19 protein-coding genes are annotated in these 18,818 nt (G+C 65.0%); 15 read left to right on the plus strand and 4 right to left on the minus strand.

Translation table 11 applies throughout. From position 1 onward, the window contains the following. Positions 1-108: 108 nt before the first annotated feature. On the plus strand, positions 109-2,274 hold the full coding sequence (locus DDF70_RS06995) for a thioredoxin domain-containing protein (protein WP_425374060.1): 2,166 nt from the start codon (positions 109-111) through the stop codon (positions 2,272-2,274). Between the two features lie 187 nt (positions 2,275-2,461). Here DDF70_RS06995 and rho read toward each other — a convergent pair whose 3' ends face one another. The 3 genes from rho to hemE form a co-directional block, all read right to left on the minus strand. Next, entirely contained in the window at positions 2,462-3,727 is a 1,266-nt protein-coding gene (gene rho, locus DDF70_RS07000; protein WP_114944157.1) for a transcription termination factor Rho, read from the minus strand. A 365-nt stretch (positions 3,728-4,092) separates the two neighbouring features. Continuing rightward, positions 4,093-4,518: a protoporphyrinogen oxidase HemJ gene (hemJ, locus tag DDF70_RS07005; RefSeq protein ID WP_114944158.1), complete on the minus strand. Its 426-nt coding sequence runs from the start codon at positions 4,516-4,518 to the stop codon at positions 4,093-4,095. 5 nt (positions 4,519-4,523) lie between these two features. Further along, positions 4,524-5,561: a uroporphyrinogen decarboxylase gene (hemE, locus tag DDF70_RS07010; protein ID WP_114944159.1), complete on the minus strand. Its 1,038-nt coding sequence runs from the start codon at positions 5,559-5,561 to the stop codon at positions 4,524-4,526. A 380-nt stretch (positions 5,562-5,941) separates the two neighbouring features. Here hemE and DDF70_RS07015 point away from each other — a divergent pair, with 380 nt between their 5' ends. The 5 genes from DDF70_RS07015 to dnaQ are packed head-to-tail and all read left to right on the plus strand — an operon-like array spanning position 5,942 to position 9,592. Beyond that, a complete protein-coding gene (locus tag DDF70_RS07015; RefSeq protein ID WP_114944160.1) occupies positions 5,942-6,772 on the plus strand; it encodes a pyruvate, water dikinase regulatory protein in 831 nt (276 codons plus the stop codon). A 4-nt stretch (positions 6,773-6,776) separates the two neighbouring features. Beyond that, positions 6,777-7,394: a Maf family protein gene (locus DDF70_RS07020; RefSeq protein WP_114944161.1), complete on the plus strand. Its 618-nt coding sequence runs from the start codon at positions 6,777-6,779 to the stop codon at positions 7,392-7,394. A gap of 12 nt (positions 7,395-7,406) precedes the next feature. Further along, entirely contained in the window at positions 7,407-8,255 is an 849-nt protein-coding gene (locus DDF70_RS07025) for a shikimate dehydrogenase (protein ID WP_114944162.1), read from the plus strand. Beyond that, complete coding sequence (coaE, locus tag DDF70_RS07030; RefSeq protein ID WP_114944163.1) at positions 8,252-8,860, plus strand: dephospho-CoA kinase; 609 nt, start codon at positions 8,252-8,254, stop codon at positions 8,858-8,860. Before DDF70_RS07025 ends, coaE begins: the two co-directional genes overlap by 4 nt. A gap of 12 nt (positions 8,861-8,872) precedes the next feature. Next, complete coding sequence (gene dnaQ / locus DDF70_RS07035; protein ID WP_114944164.1) at positions 8,873-9,592, plus strand: DNA polymerase III subunit epsilon; 720 nt, start codon at positions 8,873-8,875, stop codon at positions 9,590-9,592. Positions 9,593-9,835: 243 nt separating this feature from the next. Here the strand turns inward: dnaQ and secB are convergent, their stop codons facing one another. Then, complete coding sequence (secB, locus tag DDF70_RS07040) at positions 9,836-10,318, minus strand: protein-export chaperone SecB (protein ID WP_114944165.1); 483 nt, start codon at positions 10,316-10,318, stop codon at positions 9,836-9,838. Positions 10,319-10,580: 262 nt separating this feature from the next. Between secB and DDF70_RS07045 the strand changes: the two genes are divergently transcribed. From DDF70_RS07045 to DDF70_RS07085, 9 genes are all read left to right on the plus strand, one after another. Then, on the plus strand, positions 10,581-11,303 hold the full coding sequence (locus DDF70_RS07045) for a Tim44/TimA family putative adaptor protein (RefSeq protein WP_114944166.1): 723 nt from the start codon (positions 10,581-10,583) through the stop codon (positions 11,301-11,303). Positions 11,304-11,353: 50 nt separating this feature from the next. Then, positions 11,354-12,469, plus strand: coding sequence for a murein transglycosylase A (mltA, locus tag DDF70_RS07050; protein ID WP_245435400.1), 1,116 nt, complete (start codon positions 11,354-11,356; stop codon positions 12,467-12,469). After that, positions 12,466-13,035, plus strand: a complete 570-nt coding sequence (locus DDF70_RS07055; RefSeq protein ID WP_114944168.1) for a Smr/MutS family protein — start codon at positions 12,466-12,468, stop codon at positions 13,033-13,035. The genes mltA and DDF70_RS07055 overlap by 4 nt, the downstream gene beginning before the upstream one ends. Positions 13,036-13,039: 4 nt before the next feature. Then, the gene (locus tag DDF70_RS07060) at positions 13,040-13,447 is read left to right on the plus strand and encodes a helix-turn-helix domain-containing protein (RefSeq protein ID WP_114944304.1); all 408 of its coding nucleotides are present in this window, start codon (positions 13,040-13,042) and stop codon (positions 13,445-13,447) included. 71 nt (positions 13,448-13,518) lie between these two features. Then, positions 13,519-14,520, plus strand: coding sequence for an adenosine kinase (locus tag DDF70_RS07065; RefSeq protein WP_114944169.1), 1,002 nt, complete (start codon positions 13,519-13,521; stop codon positions 14,518-14,520). 205 nt (positions 14,521-14,725) lie between these two features. Continuing rightward, positions 14,726-16,084: a tRNA (N6-isopentenyl adenosine(37)-C2)-methylthiotransferase MiaB gene (miaB, locus tag DDF70_RS07070; RefSeq protein ID WP_114944170.1), complete on the plus strand. Its 1,359-nt coding sequence runs from the start codon at positions 14,726-14,728 to the stop codon at positions 16,082-16,084. A gap of 36 nt (positions 16,085-16,120) precedes the next feature. Further along, a complete protein-coding gene (locus DDF70_RS07075; protein WP_114944171.1) occupies positions 16,121-17,248 on the plus strand; it encodes a PhoH family protein in 1,128 nt (375 codons plus the stop codon). A 14-nt stretch (positions 17,249-17,262) separates the two neighbouring features. Further along, a complete protein-coding gene (ybeY, locus tag DDF70_RS07080) occupies positions 17,263-17,721 on the plus strand; it encodes an rRNA maturation RNase YbeY (RefSeq protein ID WP_114944305.1) in 459 nt (152 codons plus the stop codon). 20 nt (positions 17,722-17,741) lie between these two features. Continuing rightward, positions 17,742-18,773, plus strand: coding sequence for a hemolysin family protein (locus tag DDF70_RS07085; protein ID WP_114944172.1), 1,032 nt, complete (start codon positions 17,742-17,744; stop codon positions 18,771-18,773). Positions 18,774-18,818: the final 45 nt, after the last annotated feature.

Below are 18,818 nucleotides of genomic sequence, written 5' to 3' on the forward strand. Positions count from 1 at the left end.
AGGGATGAACCTCGTCATCATGAGAGGATTTAAGGTTGATGAAGTCTTAAAGCCGTGAGCCGCGATCCAGGCCGCTTGGCCTGGAAGGCCGATGCCGGAGCAGACACCATGAACCGCCTGAGCGAGGCCAGCTCCCCTTACCTTCTGCAGCACAGGGACAATCCTGTCCATTGGTGGGAATGGGGTCCCGAAGCCCTGGCAGAAGCCAGGCGGCTTCACAAGCCGATCCTGATCTCCATCGGCTATGCCGCTTGTCACTGGTGCCACGTGATGGCCCATGAGAGTTTCGAGGATCCCGACGTGGCCGCGGTCATGAACGAGCTCTTCGTCAACATCAAGGTCGATCGCGAAGAACGGCCTGATGTGGACCACGTGTATATGAGCGCCCTGCACCTCCTGGGCGAGCCCGGCGGCTGGCCGCTCACCATGTTCCTGACCCCGGAGGGCGAGCCGTTCTGGGGCGGCACCTATTTCCCGAAGGAGCCGCGTTTCGGTCGGCCGGGCTTCGTCGCCGTCCTGCGCGAGATCGCGCGTCTGTACCATGCGGAACCGGAACGCATCCTCAAGAACCGGGACGCGATCAAGCAGCATCTCGCAAGGACCGACAAGAGCGACGGCGGCACCCTCGGCCTCGACGATCTCGACCGCTTGGGTACTCGCCTCGCCGAGCTGATCGACACGGAGAACGGCGGGCTGCAGGGGGCTCCGAAATTTCCCAATCCGCCGATCCTCGAATTCCTCTACCGCTATGCCGGTCGCACCGACGACGGAGAAGCGAAGAGACGGTTCCTCCTCACTCTGGAGCGGATGGCGCTCGGCGGCATCCACGATCATCTCGGCGGCGGCTTTGCCCGCTATTCCGTCGACGAGCGCTGGCTCGTGCCGCATTTCGAGAAGATGCTCTACGACAACGCCCAGCTTCTGGAGCTCTATGCCCTCGCCTTCGTGGAGACCGGCCGCACCCTGTTCAGGGACGCGGCCGAGGGGATCGTCACCTGGCTCCAGCGGGAGATGACCACTCCCGAAGGTGCTTTCGCGTCCAGCCTCGACGCGGATTCCGAAGGCGAGGAGGGCCGCTTCTATGTCTGGAGCCTCGGCGAGATCCAGGACGTTCTAGGAGAGGAGGATGCGGCCTTCTTCGCCAAGGTCTACGACATCACCGAAGCGGCAAATTTCGAGGGCCGCAATATCCCGAACCGGCTCGTCTCCGGGGAAGCGCCGCGAAGCGTTGAAGAGCGGCTCGCCGTCATGCGTGCAAAACTTCTGGAGCGGCGCTCGACCCGGGTCAGACCCGGCCTCGACGACAAGGTGCTGGCGGACTGGAACGGGCTCATGATCGGCGCGCTGGTGCGGGCCTCTCCTCTGCTCGACCGGCCCGAATGGATCACCCTCGCCCGGCGGGCCTATCGTTTCATCACGGAAGCGATGACCCGCGACGGCCGCCTTGGTCACTCCTGGCGCGGCGATGCGCTGATCTTTCCAGGTTTCGCCCTCGACCACGCGGCCATGATGCGGGCGGCGCTGGCACTCTTCGAGACGACATCCGACCGCGCCTATCTGCGAGATGCAGAGATGTGGCGCGACCGGTTGCTCTCCGATTACCTGGACGAAGAGACCGGTGCCCTCGCCATGACGGCCAGGGACGCGGACCCTCTGGTGGTCCGGCCGCAGCCGACCCAGGACGATGCGGTCCCCAACGCCAACGGGCTCTTTGCCGAAGCCCTGGTTCGTCTGACGCAGCTCACCAAGACCGACAGCGATACTCAACGGGCCTCGGATGTCTTGAGCCGGCTCATAGGGATCGCCCGCTCGGCCCCGCTGGGCCATACGTCGATCCTCAACGCCCTCGACCTGCACCTGCGGGGCCTGACCATCCTCGTCACGGGAAACGATGCCGACGCCCTGTTCGACACCGGGCTGACAATCCCCTACCCGATCCGCAGCGTCCGCCGTCTGCAAGCAGACGACGCCCTCGACGACAATCACCCGGCCAAGGCCCTCGCCTCCTCCAGCACGGAGCCACGAGCGCATCGTGCGGACCCAGCGGGCCGCGCTAGCGAAAAGTGGACCCAGTTTTCCGCCCCAACGATGCGCTCCTCCAAAAATGGAGCATCGGATCGGATCCCAAAAGTGCATCCCACTTTTGGGTCCGATGCTCGAGCCCTCGTCTGTGCCGGGATGCGCTGCTCGCTGCCGGTGACGGATGCGGATGGGTTGAAGGCGCAGGTGCGGGCAATGCTGAGCGCCGGCACCGGTTCGGCTTCGAAGGGATGAGGCGTCAGGAAAGCGGCGATTTTTTTCTTCTTCTCGAACCGCCTGGGCTGCGCAGGCTCGCTCCTGATCTCGGCCGTTGTGACGCTGATCATCCTGTGGCTCATGGACGTGTTGTGAGCGCAAACAAAAACCCCACCCTCTCGACTTGAGAGGATGGGGTCAAATTTCCGCAGGCGGACGTTCCGCCTCAGGTGTTCATCGAATCGAAGAATTCCTGGTTCGACTTGGTCTGGCGCAGCTTGTCGAGCAGGAACTCGATGGCATCGACCGTGCCCATCGGATTGAGGATGCGGCGCAGCACGTACATCTTCTTGAGGGTGTCCGACGGGACCAGCAGCTCTTCCTTGCGGGTGCCCGACCGGGTGATGTCGATGGCCGGAAAGGTGCGCTTGTCGGCCACCTTGCGATCGAGGATGATTTCCGAGTTGCCGGTGCCCTTGAACTCTTCGAAGATCACCTCGTCCATGCGCGAGCCGGTATCGATGAGCGCGGTGGCGATGATGGTGAGCGAACCGCCCTCCTCGATATTGCGCGCCGCACCGAAGAAGCGCTTCGGGCGCTGCAGGGCGTTGGCGTCGACACCGCCGGTGAGCACCTTGCCGGATGACGGCACGACCGTGTTGTAGGCGCGGCCCAGACGCGTGATCGAGTCGAGCAGGATGACCACGTCGCGGCCGTGCTCCACCAGGCGCTTGGCCTTCTCGATCACCATCTCGGCCACCTGCACGTGGCGGGTCGCCGGCTCGTCGAAGGTGGAGGCCACGACCTCGCCCTTCACGGAGCGCTGCATGTCGGTCACTTCCTCCGGGCGCTCGTCGATGAGCAGCACGATGAGGTAGCACTCGGGATGATTGGTGGTGATCGACTGCGCGACGTTCTGCATCAGCACCGTCTTACCGGTGCGGGGCGGCGCCACGATGAGCGCGCGCTGACCCTTGCCGATGGGCGACACGATGTCGATGATGCGCGGCGAGAAATCTTTCCGCGTCGGATCGTCGAGTTCGAGCTTGAAGCGCTCGTGCGGGAAAAGCGGCGTCAGGTTGTCGAAGTGAACCTTGTGCCGGATCTTCTCCGGATCCTCGAAATTGATCGTGTTGACCTTGAGCAGGGCGAAGTAGCGCTCGCCCTCCTTCGGACCGCGGATCGGGCCATCCACCGTGTCGCCGGTCCGCAGGCCGAACTTCCGGATCTGGCTCGGCGAGACATAGATGTCGTCGGGGCCGGGCAGATAGTTCGAATCGGCCGAGCGCAGGAAGCCGAAGCCGTCCTGCAGCACCTCGACAACGCCGGCGCCGATGATTTCCACCTCGCGCGCCGCCAGCTGCTTGAGGATGGCGAACATGAGCTCCTGCTTGCGCATGGTGCTCGCGTTCTCGACCTCGAGCTCTTCGGCGAAGGCAATGAGTTCGGTGGGTGTCTTGGATTTAAGGTCTTGAAGCTTGATTTCCCTCATCGGGGAACACTCTCGGGGTAAAATCGCGGGCAGAAAGAGCTGTACGCGGTGAGATCGGGGATGTTTTCGACAGGGCCGCTCAGTTCACGAGGGTGACTTGAGAGAGAGCCCTTCGGGCCCCGTGCAGCGCACCTGTCTTTAGAGGAAGAGAACTCTTATTTAGCCCTATTCGGGCCCGGGCTCAAGAGGCTTTAACGGATGGACCTCCAAAAGGGTCATTTCGGGCGAAGCTTGGCGAAAACCAGAACCTTATGACAATGGTGGCGCTGAGGCCCCCTCTCCCTGAGGGAGGGGTGATGAACGCCGCTCTCGTCCCGCGATCCCGGATCGGCTACGCCGTCCGGGATGACACTGTCTCGAAGACGTCAAAACGGCTTCACGATCACCAGGATCACGATGCCGATCAGGAGCACCGTCGGAACCTCGTTGAGGATGCGATAATACTTTGCCGGCTTCGTGTTCTTGTCAGCGGCGAATTCCTTGAGCCGGCGCACATAGACGCCGTGCAGGCCGGACATGATGAGCACGAGCAGCACCTTCGCGTGCAGCCAGCCGGAGCGGTACCAGCCACCGTCCCAGATCAGATACAGGCCCAGCACCCAGGTCACTGCCATGGCCGGGTTGATGATGGCCTTGAGCAGGCGCCGCTCCATGATCTTGAAGGTCTCGGACTGGATCGAGCCCTTCGGGGCGTCGCAATGATAGACGAAGAGGCGCGGCAGATAGAGCATGCCGGCCATCCACGCGATGACGGCGATCACGTGGAACGCCTTGAGCCAGAGATAGAGCATGACGTTCAGGCCCCCCGCACGCGAGCGATCATCTGGGCGACGTGCTCGATCGGCGTCTCCGGCAGGATGCCGTGCCCCAGATTGAAGATGTGCGGGCGTCCGCGCACCGCGTCCAGAATGCGGTCGATACCGTCAGTCAAAGCCGCTCCGCCGGCGATCAGCGCAAGGGGATCGAGATTGCCCTGGGTCGCGACACTGTTCGGCAGGGTCGGCAGCACGACGGCCGGATCGAGGGTCCAGTCGAGGGCGAGCGCGTCGCCGATCCCGGCCGAAGCGAAACGGTGGAGATTGGCGCCGCCACCGCGCACGAAGACGATCGCCTTCGCCCGGGGACGGGCGCTTTTCAGGCCCTCCACCATCCGCCGGATCGGATTCAGGGACAGCCGATCGAAGAGAGCGGGCGGCAGGGCCGACCCGAAACTCTCGAAGATCTGCACCGCCTCGGCGCCAGCGTCGATCTGGCGGATGAGATAGGCGGTCGAGGCGCGCACCAGCCTGTCGATCAACGCATCCATGAAGACCGGGTCACGATAGGCGGTGAGCCGGGCGGGCGCCTGGTCGGGGGTGCCCTTGCCGGCGATCATGTAGCTCGCCACGGTCCAGGGCGCGCCGCAGAAGCCGAGCAGCGTCGTCTCCTTGGGCAAGCTCTTGCTCAGACGGTCGAGGGTCTCGAAGACCGGGTCGAGCCGCTCCAGCGGCAGCTCCTCAGAAAGCCGCGAGAAATCTGCCTGCGAGGTCACCGGATCGAGCTTGGGTCCCTCGTTCTCGACGAAGCGCACGTCCTGTCCCAGGGCATGGGGAATGACCAGGATGTCGGAGAACAGGATCGAGGCATCGAAGCCGAAACGGCGGATCGGCTGAAGCGTCACCTCCTCGGCAAGCCTCGGCGTGTAGCAGAGGTCGAGGAAGGAGCCGGCCTGCTTCCGGGTCTCGCGGTATTCCGGCAGATAACGGCCGGCCTGACGCATGATCCAGATCGGGAGCGGCCAGACCGGCTCGCCGTTCAGCACGCGCAGGATCGCTTTGGTGGGACGCTCGCTCACAGGCCCTCTCTTAAAAATATAATCTTTGAATCTAAGAATCTGATGTTTCTCTTGGGCCGTGAATCGCAAAGCCGCAAGCCCGTCCACAGACGGTCCACACGGCCCGAGCCGTTAACGGGTCATTAACGGATGGGGCGGGGATGTCACAATCCTTTCCGAATTCTTAAATCTTAACAGCCCGTTAACGAAGATTAACCAGATCTGAATCGAATTCTTGGTGCTGATTCGTGCCGGATTCTCCCAAATCGGTCTCTTGAGACTCGCACAACGACGAGCCTTGTTGATGGATCGGGGCGAATCCCACAGGCCTCTCGGCTGGACCTCCGGACTCAGGCGTTTTATCCACACTGATCGACTCCTCTCCATGGAGGGCCTCCGCCGTGGGCCGCAGCTATTTTCATCTTCATCTCGTGTCGGATTCGACCGGCGAAACGCTGATCACCGTCGCCCGCGCGGTGGTGGCGCAATACGAGGGCGTGGCCGCCATCGAGCATGTCTATCCGCTCGTGCGCTCCAACACGCAGCTGGAGCGCGTGATCAGCGAGATCGAGACCGCACCGGGCATCGTTCTCTATACCCTGGTGGAGCAGGATCTGGCCCACCGGCTCGAGGAGGTCTGCCGCAACACGGGGTCGCCTCATCTGTCCGTGCTGGAGCCGGTGCACGCCCTGCTCTCCTCCTATCTCGGCACCCATTCGACGGCCCGGCCCGGCGCGCAGCACATGCTGAACGCGGAATATTTCAAGCGCATCGACGCGATGAACTTCACGCTGCTGCACGACGATGGTCACCTGCCGCACGACCTCGATGAGGCGGACGTGATCCTGGTGGGTGTGAGCCGCACCTCGAAGACGCCGACGGCCGTCTATCTCGCCAACCGCGGCCTGAAGACGGCGAATATTCCTCTCGTTCCCGGCGTGCCGCCGCCGGCGGTCCTCGAAACGGCGAAGAAAGCGTTGATCGTCGGCCTCGTGGCGACTCCGGAACGGATCGTGCAGATCAGGCAGAACCGTCTGCTCAGCCTCAACGCGGACGACGATACGTCCTATGTGGATCGTGACGCCGTTGCGGAAGAACTCGCAGCTTCGCGGCGGCTCTTCGCCCGCAACGGCTGGCCGGTGATCGACGTGACCCGACGCTCCATCGAGGAGACGGCGGCCGCCATCATCGATCACTATCGCGACCATCGCCTGCGCTTCATTGCGGAATAGATTCGTGCCGGTACTCTGGACCCATGCCGAAAAGCTTCTCCTCGCCTCCACGAGCGCGACGCGGCTTGCCTTGCTAGTGAGCGCGGGACTTCCCGTCGAGACCCAGAATTCCGGCATCGACGAGCGGGCCGTCGAGGACGCGGCTGCCCATGAGGCGCTCGATCCGCCGGCGCTCGCCGGGCACCTCGCGGCGGAAAAGGCGCTTGCGGTCAGCCGCCGCCATCTGGAACGGGTCGTCCTCGGGGCGGATCAGGTTCTCGAATGCGAGGGTGCGGTGTTTCACAAGCCTGCCAATCGCGAGGCGGCCAAAGCTCATCTCATGGCCCTGTCGGGCCGTCGCCACGCCCTGCATTCGGTCGGGGCCATCGCAGTCGGCGGGCAGGTGATCGAGCGCTTTGCCGCAAGCGCCCATCTTACCATGCGGCCCCTGACCGAGCAGGCCATCGATCTCTATCTCGACCTGGCTGGACCGGATGTGCTCAAAAGCGTCGGCGTTTACCAGCTCGAAGGATTCGGCATTCATCTCTTCGAGTCGGTCGAGGGGGACCATTCGACGATCCTGGGGCTCCCTCTCCTTCCGCTTCTCGCCTCCCTGCGCCGTCTCGGCAGCCTCGCCCTTTAAGGATTTGACGTCATGACGAAGGCCTTCGTCGTCGGCCATCCGATCAAGCATTCCCGCTCGCCGCTGATCCACGGCTACTGGTTGAAGCAGTATGGGATCGACGGCTCCTATGAGCGCATCGATGTAGCGCCTGTGAAGTTCGGGGACTTTCTGAAGGACTTCCGGTCGCAGGGCTTCGCCGGCGGCAACGTCACCATTCCGCACAAGGAAATGGCTTTCCTGAGTGTCGAGCGTCGGACGGAACGGGCCGAGCGTGTCGGAGCCGTGAACACCCTCTGGTTCGAGGACGGGGTGATCTGGGGCGACAACACCGACGTCATCGGCTTCATGGCCCATCTCGATGCCAGCCTGGGGAAAGGCTGGGAACAGGATGTGGACACCGCTCTCGTGCTCGGCGCCGGTGGGGCAGCGCGTGCCGTGGTGGCGGGGCTCCAGGACCGGCCGCTGAAGCGAATCCTCGTGGCGAACCGCACCCTATCGAAAGCCGAAGACCTGGTGCGCGACCTGAGACCGGGCAGTTCAGTCGCTCTTGAGACCTCGGCGTGGGAAGCCCTTGGGCGCGTCATCCCGCATGCCCAACTTATCGTCAACACCACGTCGCTCGGCATGGCGGGCCAGCCTCCCCTCACGCTCGATCTGTCCCGGGTGCCGCGCAACGCGGCCGTGGCGGATATCGTCTATGTTCCGCTCGAGACTCCGCTCCTCTCGGCTGCGGCCGCGCAGGGTTTGAGAACCGTCGACGGCTTGGGCATGCTGCTGCATCAGGCCGTGCCGGGCTTCAAGCGCTGGTTCGGCGTGACCCCGGAGGTGACCCCCGAACTGCGGGCGCTGATCCTGGCCGACATCGAGGGTCACCGATGACCTTCGTGCTCGGCCTTACCGGTTCCATCGGCATGGGAAAATCGGCCACAGCCGATCTCTTCCGCAGGCTCGGCGTGCCGGTCCACGATGCCGACGCCACCGTGCATGGGCTTTATCGCGGCCGCGCCGCTCCGCTGATCGAGAAAGCCTTTCCCGGCACGGTCGCGGACGGGGCCGTCGACCGGCCCAAGTTGGGGGCCATGGTTCTCGACAACCCGGAAAGCATGAGGCAGCTGGAGGCCATCGTGCATCCGCTGGTGCGGGACGAAGAGGAAAAATTTCTTGAGAAAGCGTCGGTTCTCTCGCCTATCGCTGTCCTGGATATCCCCCTCCTGTTCGAGACCGCGGGGGAAACGCGTTGCGATGCGGTTCTGGTGGTCACCGCGCCGGCTTCCGTCCAGCGCGACCGCGTCATGGCCCGCCCGGGAATGACGGAAGAGAAATTTCGTGCCATCCTGGCCAAGCAGATGCCGGACGCCGATAAGCGAGCCCGCGCTCATTTCCTGATCGACACCAGTCGCGGCTTTGACTCGGCCGAGGCGCAGGTGCGGTCGATCCTCGCTTGTCTCGCCGGGCGGCCCGGGCGGCGTCACCATTTTCGATGAAGAGTTTTCCTGATGTTGCGTGAAATCGTTCTCGATACCGAAACCACCGGCACCAGTCACGCCAACGGCGACCGGGTGATCGAAATCGGCTGCGTCGAGCTGCTCAACCATATCCCGACGGGCAAGAGCTATCACGTCTACATCAATCCCGAATGCCCGGTTTCGCCCGGCGCCTTCGCGGTCCACGGGCTCTCCGACGAGTTCCTCAAGGACAAGCCCGTCTTCGCGGCCATCGCCGATGAATTCGCCGAGTTCGTCCGCGATGCGCGGCTCGTCATCCACAACGCCGCCTTCGACATCGGCTTCCTCAACGCGGAATTCGCCCGCACCGGACACCCGCCGTTCAACCTGCCCGACGTGGTTGACACGCTCTCGATGGCGCGGCGCAAGCATCCAGGCGCGGCGAACAACCTCGATGCCCTCTGCTCGCGCTACGGGATCGACAATTCCAGGCGCACCAAGCACGGGGCACTCCTCGATGCGGAGATCCTGGCCGAGGTCTACATCGAGCTGATCGGCGGGCGGCAGGTCGGCTTCGACCTCTCGCTCCAGCCTGCCGCGCGGACGGCCGCAGCCCGCCAGGCCGCGGCCGCTCGCGATGCGCGCCCCCGCACCCTGATCTCGCGCCTGACCGAGGCCGAGCGCGCGGCCCATGACGCCTTTATTCAGCAGCTCGGACCCAATTCGCTCTGGCGCGAATATCTCGGCGAGACCACGCCGGAAGCTTCTTAACCAAACCGACTTCGACGTTCGTCCTCAGAGGGATCGACCGTTTCCACGTCATGGCCGGCCCTGTGCCGGCCATCTCGATTACTTGAAGCGCCGCGCTCTACAGAGGCGGCGTCACCGGCACAAGACCGGTGACGCCGAAGATGGTGAACGGTCTGCCAAGCTCTGAGAAGCTCATTGCGCAAAAAATCGGGCGAGACGGAAGCCCGCCTCGCCCGATCTTGAAACCGTCGATGGTTCGAACGCTTACGACAGCGTCGGACCGCCGCCGTTCTGCTGGGCCTGCACTTCGGCGGCGCGCTGGCGGTAGAGGGCGACGAAGTCGATCGGGTCGATGTAGAGGGGCGGGAAGCCGCCGTTGCGCACCGCATCGGCCACGATCTGGCGGGCGAAGGGGAACAGCAGGCGCGGGCACTCGATCATCACCACCGGGTGCAGCTGCTCCTGCGGGATGTTCTGGATCCGGAACACGCCCGAATAGGTCAGCTCGAAGGCGAACAGCACGTCCTTGCCGCCGATCTTGGCATCGCCCTCGAGGGTCAGGTCGACTTCGAAATCGGCCTCGGCGAGCTGCTTGGCATTCACGTTGACCTGCAGGTTGATCTGCGGGCCTTCCGACTGCTGCTGCAGAGACCGGGGGGCGTTGGGGTTCTCGAAGGAAAAGTCCTTGCAATACTGCGCAAGGGCGTTGAGCGCGGGCGCTCCGTTGTTTGCCGGGTTCTCGGCCATGGGTTCATGCTCCCTCAGGGGTGTCTTGTCGGGCCCGGACGAAACACGTCGTCAGGCAAAGCGCCGGCTCGCTTCGGGCCATGGATCTTCGCGCTATCAGCTTCTCCAACATGAAGCAAGATTTCAGCCGACTCATTCGCTTGTCGGGGGGAGAGGTGGATGTTACGACCTCAAGACCCCATATGCGAAGGATGACACCTTCGCCTCCTCCATACAACGCCTGGCGACAACCGGGCACGGGCAGGCTCACAACGGATCGACGATGCAGGATTCCTTCGACATCACGACCCTCATTTTTATCGTACTCGCCGTTTTCGTGATTTGGCGTCTGCGCTCCGTCCTCGGGCAGAAGACCGGCAACGAGCAACCGCCTTTCGACCCGATGTCGCGCCGGGATGCGCCCCTGCGTCCGAGCAATGCGCCGGCCGAGCCCGATCACAATGTGGTGCGCCTGCCCGGCGCCAACGGAGCCCGTCCCGCGACCGATGTCCCTCCGGCCGAGCGCTGGAAGGGTATTGCCGAGCCCGGCACGCCGAAGGCCCAGGCTCTCGACGGCATCGCCCGCGCGGAGCCAGGATTTGATCCGGCCGAGTTCCTGGAAGGCGCCAAGTCAGCCTACGAAATGATCGTGACCGCCTTCGCGCAGGGCGACCGCAAGACCCTCAAGGATCTTCTCTCCCGCGACGTCTACGAAGGTTTCGAGCGGGCGATCACCGAGCGCGAGCGCCGGGGCGAGACGGTGGAGACCACTTTCGTGTCCATCGACAGGGCCGAGATGGCCGGCGCCGAGCTGCAGGGGAAGACGGCCCAGATCGTCGTGCGCTTCCTCTCCAAGCTCATCACGGCGACCCGCGATTCCTCCGGCAACGTGGTCGACGGCAGCCCCGAGACCGTGGCCGACGTCACCGACGTGTGGACCTTCGCCCGCACCCTCGGCAGCCGTGATCCGAATTGGCAGCTCGTGGCGACCGAAGCGGGGCAATGAGGCATGCCGGGCGGGCCCTCCTTGCTTGCTCTCTCGTCTGGGCGCTGACCATGTCCGCTGGCGTAGCATCGGCGCTGGCCGATCAGGCGCGTCTTGAGCCCTTGCCCTTCCAGGATCTCGCAGGCTGGGAAGCGGACGATCACGCTGCCGCCTTCGGGGCCTTTCTGCGCTCCTGCCGCGCCCTGGAAGCCAGTGCTGCCGAGCTGCGCCCGGCCCAAGCGCCGCAAGCGGACCTCCTGGCCGTCTGCCGCGAGGCCTTGAAGACGCCCGGTCTCGACAGAACCGAGGCAAGGCGCTTCTTCGAGACGCATTTTCAGCCCGTTGCCGTCACGCCCCATTCCGGCAACGGTTTTCTCACCGGCTACTACGAGCCGGAATTCCAGGGCTCGCGCAGGCCTGACGCCATCTATCGGGTCCCCCTGCTCGACCGGCCTGAGGATCTCGTCACGATCCTGCAGGGGGAAACCCTGCCCGGCCTCGACAAGGGCCTTCAGGCGGCCCGGCGCACCAAGGATGGCTACGAGCCGTATCCTGACCGCGCCGCCATCGAGGAGGGAGCCTTAGGGACGCTCGCTCGCCCCATCGTCTACCTGCGTGAGCCGGGCGAGGCCTTCATCATTCATGTCCAGGGCTCGGCCCGGATCCGTCTCGACGACGGTTCGGTGATGCGCGTGGCCTATGCCGGGCGCAACGGGCGGCCCTACACCTCCATCGGCCGCCTTCTGGTCCAGCAGGGCGCAATGGATCTGGAGACCATGACGCTCGAAAAGCTCATGGGATGGCTCAAGACCCATCCGGAGCCGGCCGAGGCCCTGATGCGGCAGAACCAATCCTACATCTTCTTCCGCGAGGCGCGTGAGCTCGCGTCGGAAGACGGCCCCATCGGCGGCGCCGGCACTCCGCTTGTGCCCGGGCGGAGCCTCGCCGTGGACCGCTCCCTGTGGGCCTATGGCCTGCCGGTCTGGCTCGACGGGCAATTGCCCCTGACGCTCGACGCGGCCGAGCCCTTGCGGCGGCTGATGATTGCCCAGGACACGGGCTCGGCCATCATCGGCCCGGCGCGGGGCGATTTCTTCTTCGGCAGCGGCGAGGAGGCGGGGCGTCGCGCCGGACTCCTGCGTCATGCCGTGCGTTTCGTGGTTCTGCAGCCCAAACCCCGTTCATGACCAAGAGAAGCCGCACCCGCCAGCTCAGCTCCGAGGAGAAGCGGCTCTGGTCTCATGTGGCCAGGCACGTGAAGCCCATGAAGGGCAAGCGCCTTCCGACCGAACCCGAGCGTGAGGATAAGCCCGCCACGGCCCCTGCCCCACAGGTCGCGGCCCCCGCCGTCGTTCTGCCCCCGCTCCCGCCTCCAGCGAAACCCGCCCTCCCCCCGCTCGCCCCGGTGGAACGCAAGACCCTTCAAGCCCTCCGTCGGGGCCGCAAGGAGGTAGACAGCGTCATCGACCTGCATGGAATGCGCCAGGAAGAGGCCCATTTTGCCCTCCTGCGCTTCCTCCATCGGGCGCAAGGCTCCGGCTACGGGCTCGTCCTCGTGGTCACCGGCAAGGGCGGCGCGGCCGTGACCAGCGGCCTGTTCGAGGAACGGGGGGTGCTGCGGCGCATGGTGCCGCACTGGCTGCGCCTGCCCGACCTGCGTCATGTGGTGATCGGCTTCGAGGAGGCCTCTCCCCAGCATGGCGGATCCGGTGCAATCTATGTCAGGCTCCGCCGGCGGCGGGGCGCGGGATAGCGACATGACTCCCTTCGGTGAACGGGTGCGGCAGCTGCGCCGGGAGCGCGGGCGGATGTTGAAGGACATGGCCGCCCATCTCGGCGTGTCGAGCGCCTATCTCTCGGCCCTGGAGCGCGGAGAGCGCGGCAAGCCCACCTGGGCTCTCATCCAGGGTGTCCTGCAATATTTCCACATCATCTGGGACGAGGCCGACGAGCTGACGCGCCTCGCCGATCTTTCTGACCCCAAGGTGAAGGTCGATACGGCGGGCGGCGATCCGAAGGCGACCCTGCTGGCCAATCGCCTCGCCCGCGAAATCCGCTCCCTGTCGGAAAGCGACCTTGAGGAGATGCTCGGTATTCTCGACAGGGCCCAGACCCGCGAGAGGCGGGCGCCCGTGCCGATCCAGGCCGTGCAGGACGCGGTCTGATCGGACGCAAGCCTTGACCGCCGGGTCGGTCGATGCGAAAGCGCCCCGTCATTTCATAACCCCGGTGGCTCATGTCCCAGACCCGCATCGACGTCCTCACCCTCGGCAACGCCATCGTTGACGTGCTCGCCCACACGGACGAGGCCTTCCTGCTCCAGAAGAAGGTGCACAAGGGCGCCATGCAGCTCATCGACGAGGCCCGCGCCGAGGAGCTCTACGGCGATATGGGCCCGGCGGTCATCGTATCGGGCGGGTCGGGGGCCAACACGGCGGCGGGCGCCGCCTCCTTCGGCGTGAAGGCCGGCTTCATCGGCAAGGTGAAGAACGACGAGACGGGCAAGCTCTTCGCCCACGACCTCAAGGCCATCGACGTCCATTACGACGTGACGCTCGCCGAGGACGGTCCTGCCACGGCGCGCAGCTTCATCCTGGTGACGCCGGACGGCGAGCGCACCATGAACACCTATCTGGGCGCCTGCCAGAACCTCACGCCCGACGACGTGAACCCGGAGACGGTGCGCGCTTCGAGCATCGTCTATCTCGAAGGCTATCTCTGGGATCCGCCGGCCGCCAAGGAGGCTTTCCGCAAGGCGGTGGCAATCGCCCACGAGGCCGGCAACAAGGTGGCGCTCACCCTCTCCGACGCCTTCTGCGTCGACCGCTACCGCGACGAGTTCCTGGGCCTCATGCGCGACGGCAGCCTCGACATCCTCTTCGCCAATATCCACGAGCTGCAGAGCCTCTACGGCACCTCGGATGCCGATACCGCCCTGGCGGCGCTTCGTGAGGAAAACGTGCTCGGCGCCATCACCCGCTCGGCGGAAGGCGCGCTGATCGTGACCCGCGGCGAAACCAAGGCCGTGCCCGCCTTTCCCGTGGAGCGCGTCGTCGATACCACAGGCGCGGGTGATCTCTTCGCGTCCGGCTTCCTCGCCGGTCTCGTCAACAACCTCGACCTCACCGACTGCGCCCGCCTCGGGGGCCTGGCGGCCGCCGAGATCATCAGCCACCTGGGCGCCCGCCCGCAGGCGAGCCTGCGCCAGCTGGCGCAGCAGGAAGGACTGCTGGGCTAAGTTCGACTTTGACGCTCTTCTTTCCTGATTAGGAGGGCAGGAAGAGCCGTACCACGCATCCGATCCCGGGTTGGGCCGCACCGCCCCGGGATGCAGCCAAGGAAATCGGAATCTTGGGCCAAACCGCCGCTATTCTCTTGCAAGCATAAAAGGATTAAAAGGCCCCATCCTTCACCGCCCGATCGCAAGCACACAGGCCGACCTCGTGAAAAAAGTCTTCGTCAAATCCTATGGCTGCCAGATGAACGTCTACGATGCCGAGCGCATGGCGGACATGCTGGCGACGGAAGGCTACAGCGAAACCAAGGCCATGGAGGAGGCGGATCTCGTCATCCTCAACACCTGCCACATCCGCGAGAAGGCCGCCGAGAAGGTCTATTCCGAGCTCGGCCGCGTGCGCGAGCTCAAGAAGGAGCGCGAGGCGACGGGTCAGGAAACGAAGGTCGTCGTAGCCGGCTGCGTCGCCCAGGCCGAGGGCAAGGAAATCCTGCGCCGGGCGCCCGCCGTCGACGTGGTGGTCGGCCCGCAGAACTACCACAACCTGCCCGCACTCCTGAAGAAGTCGCGCGCAGAGCGGGTCGTCGACACGGAATTTCCGATCGAGGACAAGTTCGACCACCTGCCCGCCCCTTCCAAGGCCAAGACCCGGAGCCGCGGCGTATCGGCCTTCCTCACCATCCAGGAAGGCTGCGACAAGTTCTGCACCTTCTGCGTCGTGCCCTATACCCGGGGTGCGGAAGTCTCGCGCCCGGTCGCCAAGATCCTCGACGAGGCCCTGCGCCTCGCCGATGCGGGCGTGCGCGAGCTGACGCTGATCGGCCAGAACGTGAACGCCTATCATGGCGAGGGTCCCGACGGCTCCGTCTGGTCGTTGGGCCGCCTGCTCCACCGCCTGGCCGAGGTGCCCGGCATCGCCCGGCTCCGCTACACCACCAGCCACCCGCGCGACATGGACGACGAACTGATCGCGGCCCATCGGGACTTGCCCGCCGTGATGCCCTATCTGCACCTGCCGGTGCAGTCCGGCTCCGACCGCATCCTCGACGTGATGAACCGCAAGCACACGGGCGACGAGTACCGCCGCCTGATCGAGCGCATCCGGGCGGCCCAGCCCCGTCTCGCCCTCTCGTCCGACTTCATCGTCGGTTTCCCGGGCGAGACGGATGCGGAGTTCGAGGAGACCATGCGGCTCGTGGCCGATGTGGGCTTCGCCAGCTCCTTCTCGTTCAAGTACAGCCCCCGCCCCGGCACGCCGGCGGCGGAAATCGACGCCCAGGTGTCCGAGGCCGTGAAGGCCGAGCGCTTGGCGCGGCTTCAGAATCTGCTGGAAATGCAGCGGCAGGCCTTCAACCACGGAACCGTGGGGCAGACCCTCGACGTTCTCTTGGAGAAGCCGGGTCGTCATCCGGGCCAGATGGCAGGCAAGTCGCCTTATCTGCAGGCCGTGCAGATCGAGACCGACCGCCACGCCGTCGGCGAGATCGTGACGGTGCGGATCACCCAGGTCGGTTCCAACAGCCTGTTCGGGGAAGTCGCCCGGCCCGGCACACAAGCCGCGGCCTAGTCTCTTGTCCGGCAGGACCCCATATCCGTTCGCCGCATGTCTTGCGGCGAACATTCAGAGGAGAGGCATTTGAGCCCAGCGGACAACGCGACCGCACGAGCCAAGGGACGAAACGCCACCAGCTTGCACCCCGGCGTCGTGGAAGAGGCGGAGATCATTCTCACCTTCGACGACAACCGCCTCGCCAGCCTCGTCTTCGGACAATACGATCAGAATCTCGCCCATCTGGAACGGCGCCTGAACGTGACCGCCATCGCCAACGGCAACCGGGTCACCGTCAAGGGCACGCCCGAGGGTTCGGAGATGGCGCGCCGGGTTCTGGAAGGGCTCTACGAGCGCGCCCGCCAGGGCGGAGCGCTCGGGCCGGGCGACGTGGATGGCGCCATCGAGGAGAGCACCCTGCAGGGCAGCCTCTTCCCGGCGGCCGAAGAGCAGCCGGCCACGGGTCTCACCGCCTTCGACCAGATCTCCACCCGCAGGCGCGGACCCGTGCGGGCCCGCAATGCTTCGCAGAACACCTACATCAAGGCGCTCAAGACGAACGAGCTCGTCTTCGCCGAGGGCCCGGCCGGCACCGGCAAGACATGGCTAGCGGTGGGCTATGCGGTTTCGCTCCTCGAACAGGGGCAGGTGGACCGCCTGATCATCTCCCGTCCGGCCGTGGAAGCGGGCGAGCGCCTCGGCTTCCTGCCCGGCGACATGCGCGAGAAGGTCGATCCTTATCTTCGCCCGATCTACGATGCGCTCTACGATTTCATGGAAGCGCGCCACGTGGATCGCGGCCTGCAGACCGGCATGATCGAGATCGCGCCCCTCGCCTTCATGCGCGGGCGTACGCTCACCAACGCCTTGGTGCTGCTCGACGAGGCGCAGAACACCACGTCGATGCAGATGAAGATGTTCCTGACCCGCCTGGGCGAAGGCTCGCGGATGATCATCACCGGCGATCCGACGCAGATCGACCTGCCGCCAGGTCAGAAATCCGGCCTAGTCGAGGCGGTGCGCATCCTGCAGGGGGTCGAGGGCATAGCCCGGGTGACCTTCAAGGAAGCCGACGTGGTGCGCCACGATCTCGTGCGGCGCATCGTGACGGCCTACGACAAGGCAGCCCGCGAGGCACCGGCGGAGCCGCCGCGACAGGATTATCGGGACCGCAGACCGTGATCACGCTCGACATCATGATCGAGGCGGGCGATTGGGACCGCCTCGAGGACGCAGAGGCCTTGGCGCAGAAGGCGGCCGAGGCGGCCCTGTCCGTCACCTATGAAGCGGACGGCGAGTTCGAGGCGAGCGTCATGCTCGCCGACGATGCCCAGATCCGCGAGCTGAACCGGACCTGGCGGGGCAAGGACAAGCCCACCAACGTGCTTTCGTTTCCGGCACCCGAGCAGCCGGGCTCAAACGGTCCTCGCCATTTGGGCGACATTGCATTAGCCTACGAAACGCTGGTGCGCGAATCCGAGGATGAATCCAAGGAGCTCTCGCATCATTTTGCCCATTTGATCGTCCATGGTGTCCTGCATCTCCTCGGCTACGACCACGAGGTCGAGGCGGAGGCGGAAATCATGGAAGGTCTTGAGGTAAAGGCGCTTGCCACCCTCGGCATCGCCGATCCCTATCGCGATATGGCAGCATGAACGGCTGACAACCCAAAGCAATGAACGAAGATCGAAGTCGTAGCGAACGACCTGTCCGAACCCTGACCGAGACAGACGACACACGCGACCACTGGTACGACCGGGTTCTGACCCGACTCGGCCTGAAATCCCGCGAATCCATCCGTCACGATCTTGAGGATGTCCTCGCCGAAACCGTCGAGGACACGGATTTTTCGCCCCAGGAACGGGCGATGCTCAAGAACGTGCTCTCCTTCCACCGGATTCGGGTGGAGGATGTGATGGTGCCCCGCGCCGACATCGTGGCGGTGGCGGCCGATACCAATCTCGGGGAGCTCCTGAGCCTGTTCCGCACGGCCGGCCACTCCCGCCTGCCCGTCTATGGCGAGACCCTGGACGATCCCAAGGGCATGGTCCATATCCGCGACTTCCTCGATTTCATCGCCATGCGGGCCGATGGTGGCGCCTCCGAGGCCGGATCGAGCGATGAAGCTAGCCTGCCGAGCCTCGGGCAGATCGACCTGTCGATGGCGCTCTCCTCCGCCAACATCCTGCGCCCGGTCCTGTTCGTGCCGCGCTCCATGCCGGCGATCGACCTTCTGGTGCGCATGCAGGCGACGCGCACGCACATGGCCCTGGTCATCGACGAATACGGCGGCACCGACGGGCTCGTGTCCATCGAGGATCTGGTCGAGATGGTGGTGGGCGACATCGAGGACGAGCACGACGAGGACGCGACCCTCACCATCGTGCCGGCGGCCGACGGCACCTACATCGCCGATGCCCGCGCGAGCCTCGACGAGGTCAAGGACGTGCTGGGTCTCGACCTGACCGAAGAAGAGGGCGCCGAGGATATCGACACCATCGGCGGCTTCATCGTGACGCTCGCCGGTCGCGTCCCGTCCCGCAGCGAGGTCATCGAGGGCCCGTCCGGTCTGGAATTCGAGGTCCTCGATGCCGATCCGCGGCGGGTGAAGCGGCTGCGCGTCCATCGCCGCACTTTCGCGCCCGAGGCGGAGGCCGCGGACAGCCAGGCGAATGCCCCGCGCCCTGAAAGCGCTGCCGCGGAATGATGCGCCTGGCCGATCACGTCATCTCCGAGCCTCGGACCCAAAAGG

This window comes from Microvirga calopogonii, from assembly GCF_003347665.1.
GTDB classification, from domain to species: Bacteria; Pseudomonadota; Alphaproteobacteria; order Rhizobiales; family Beijerinckiaceae; genus Microvirga; species Microvirga calopogonii.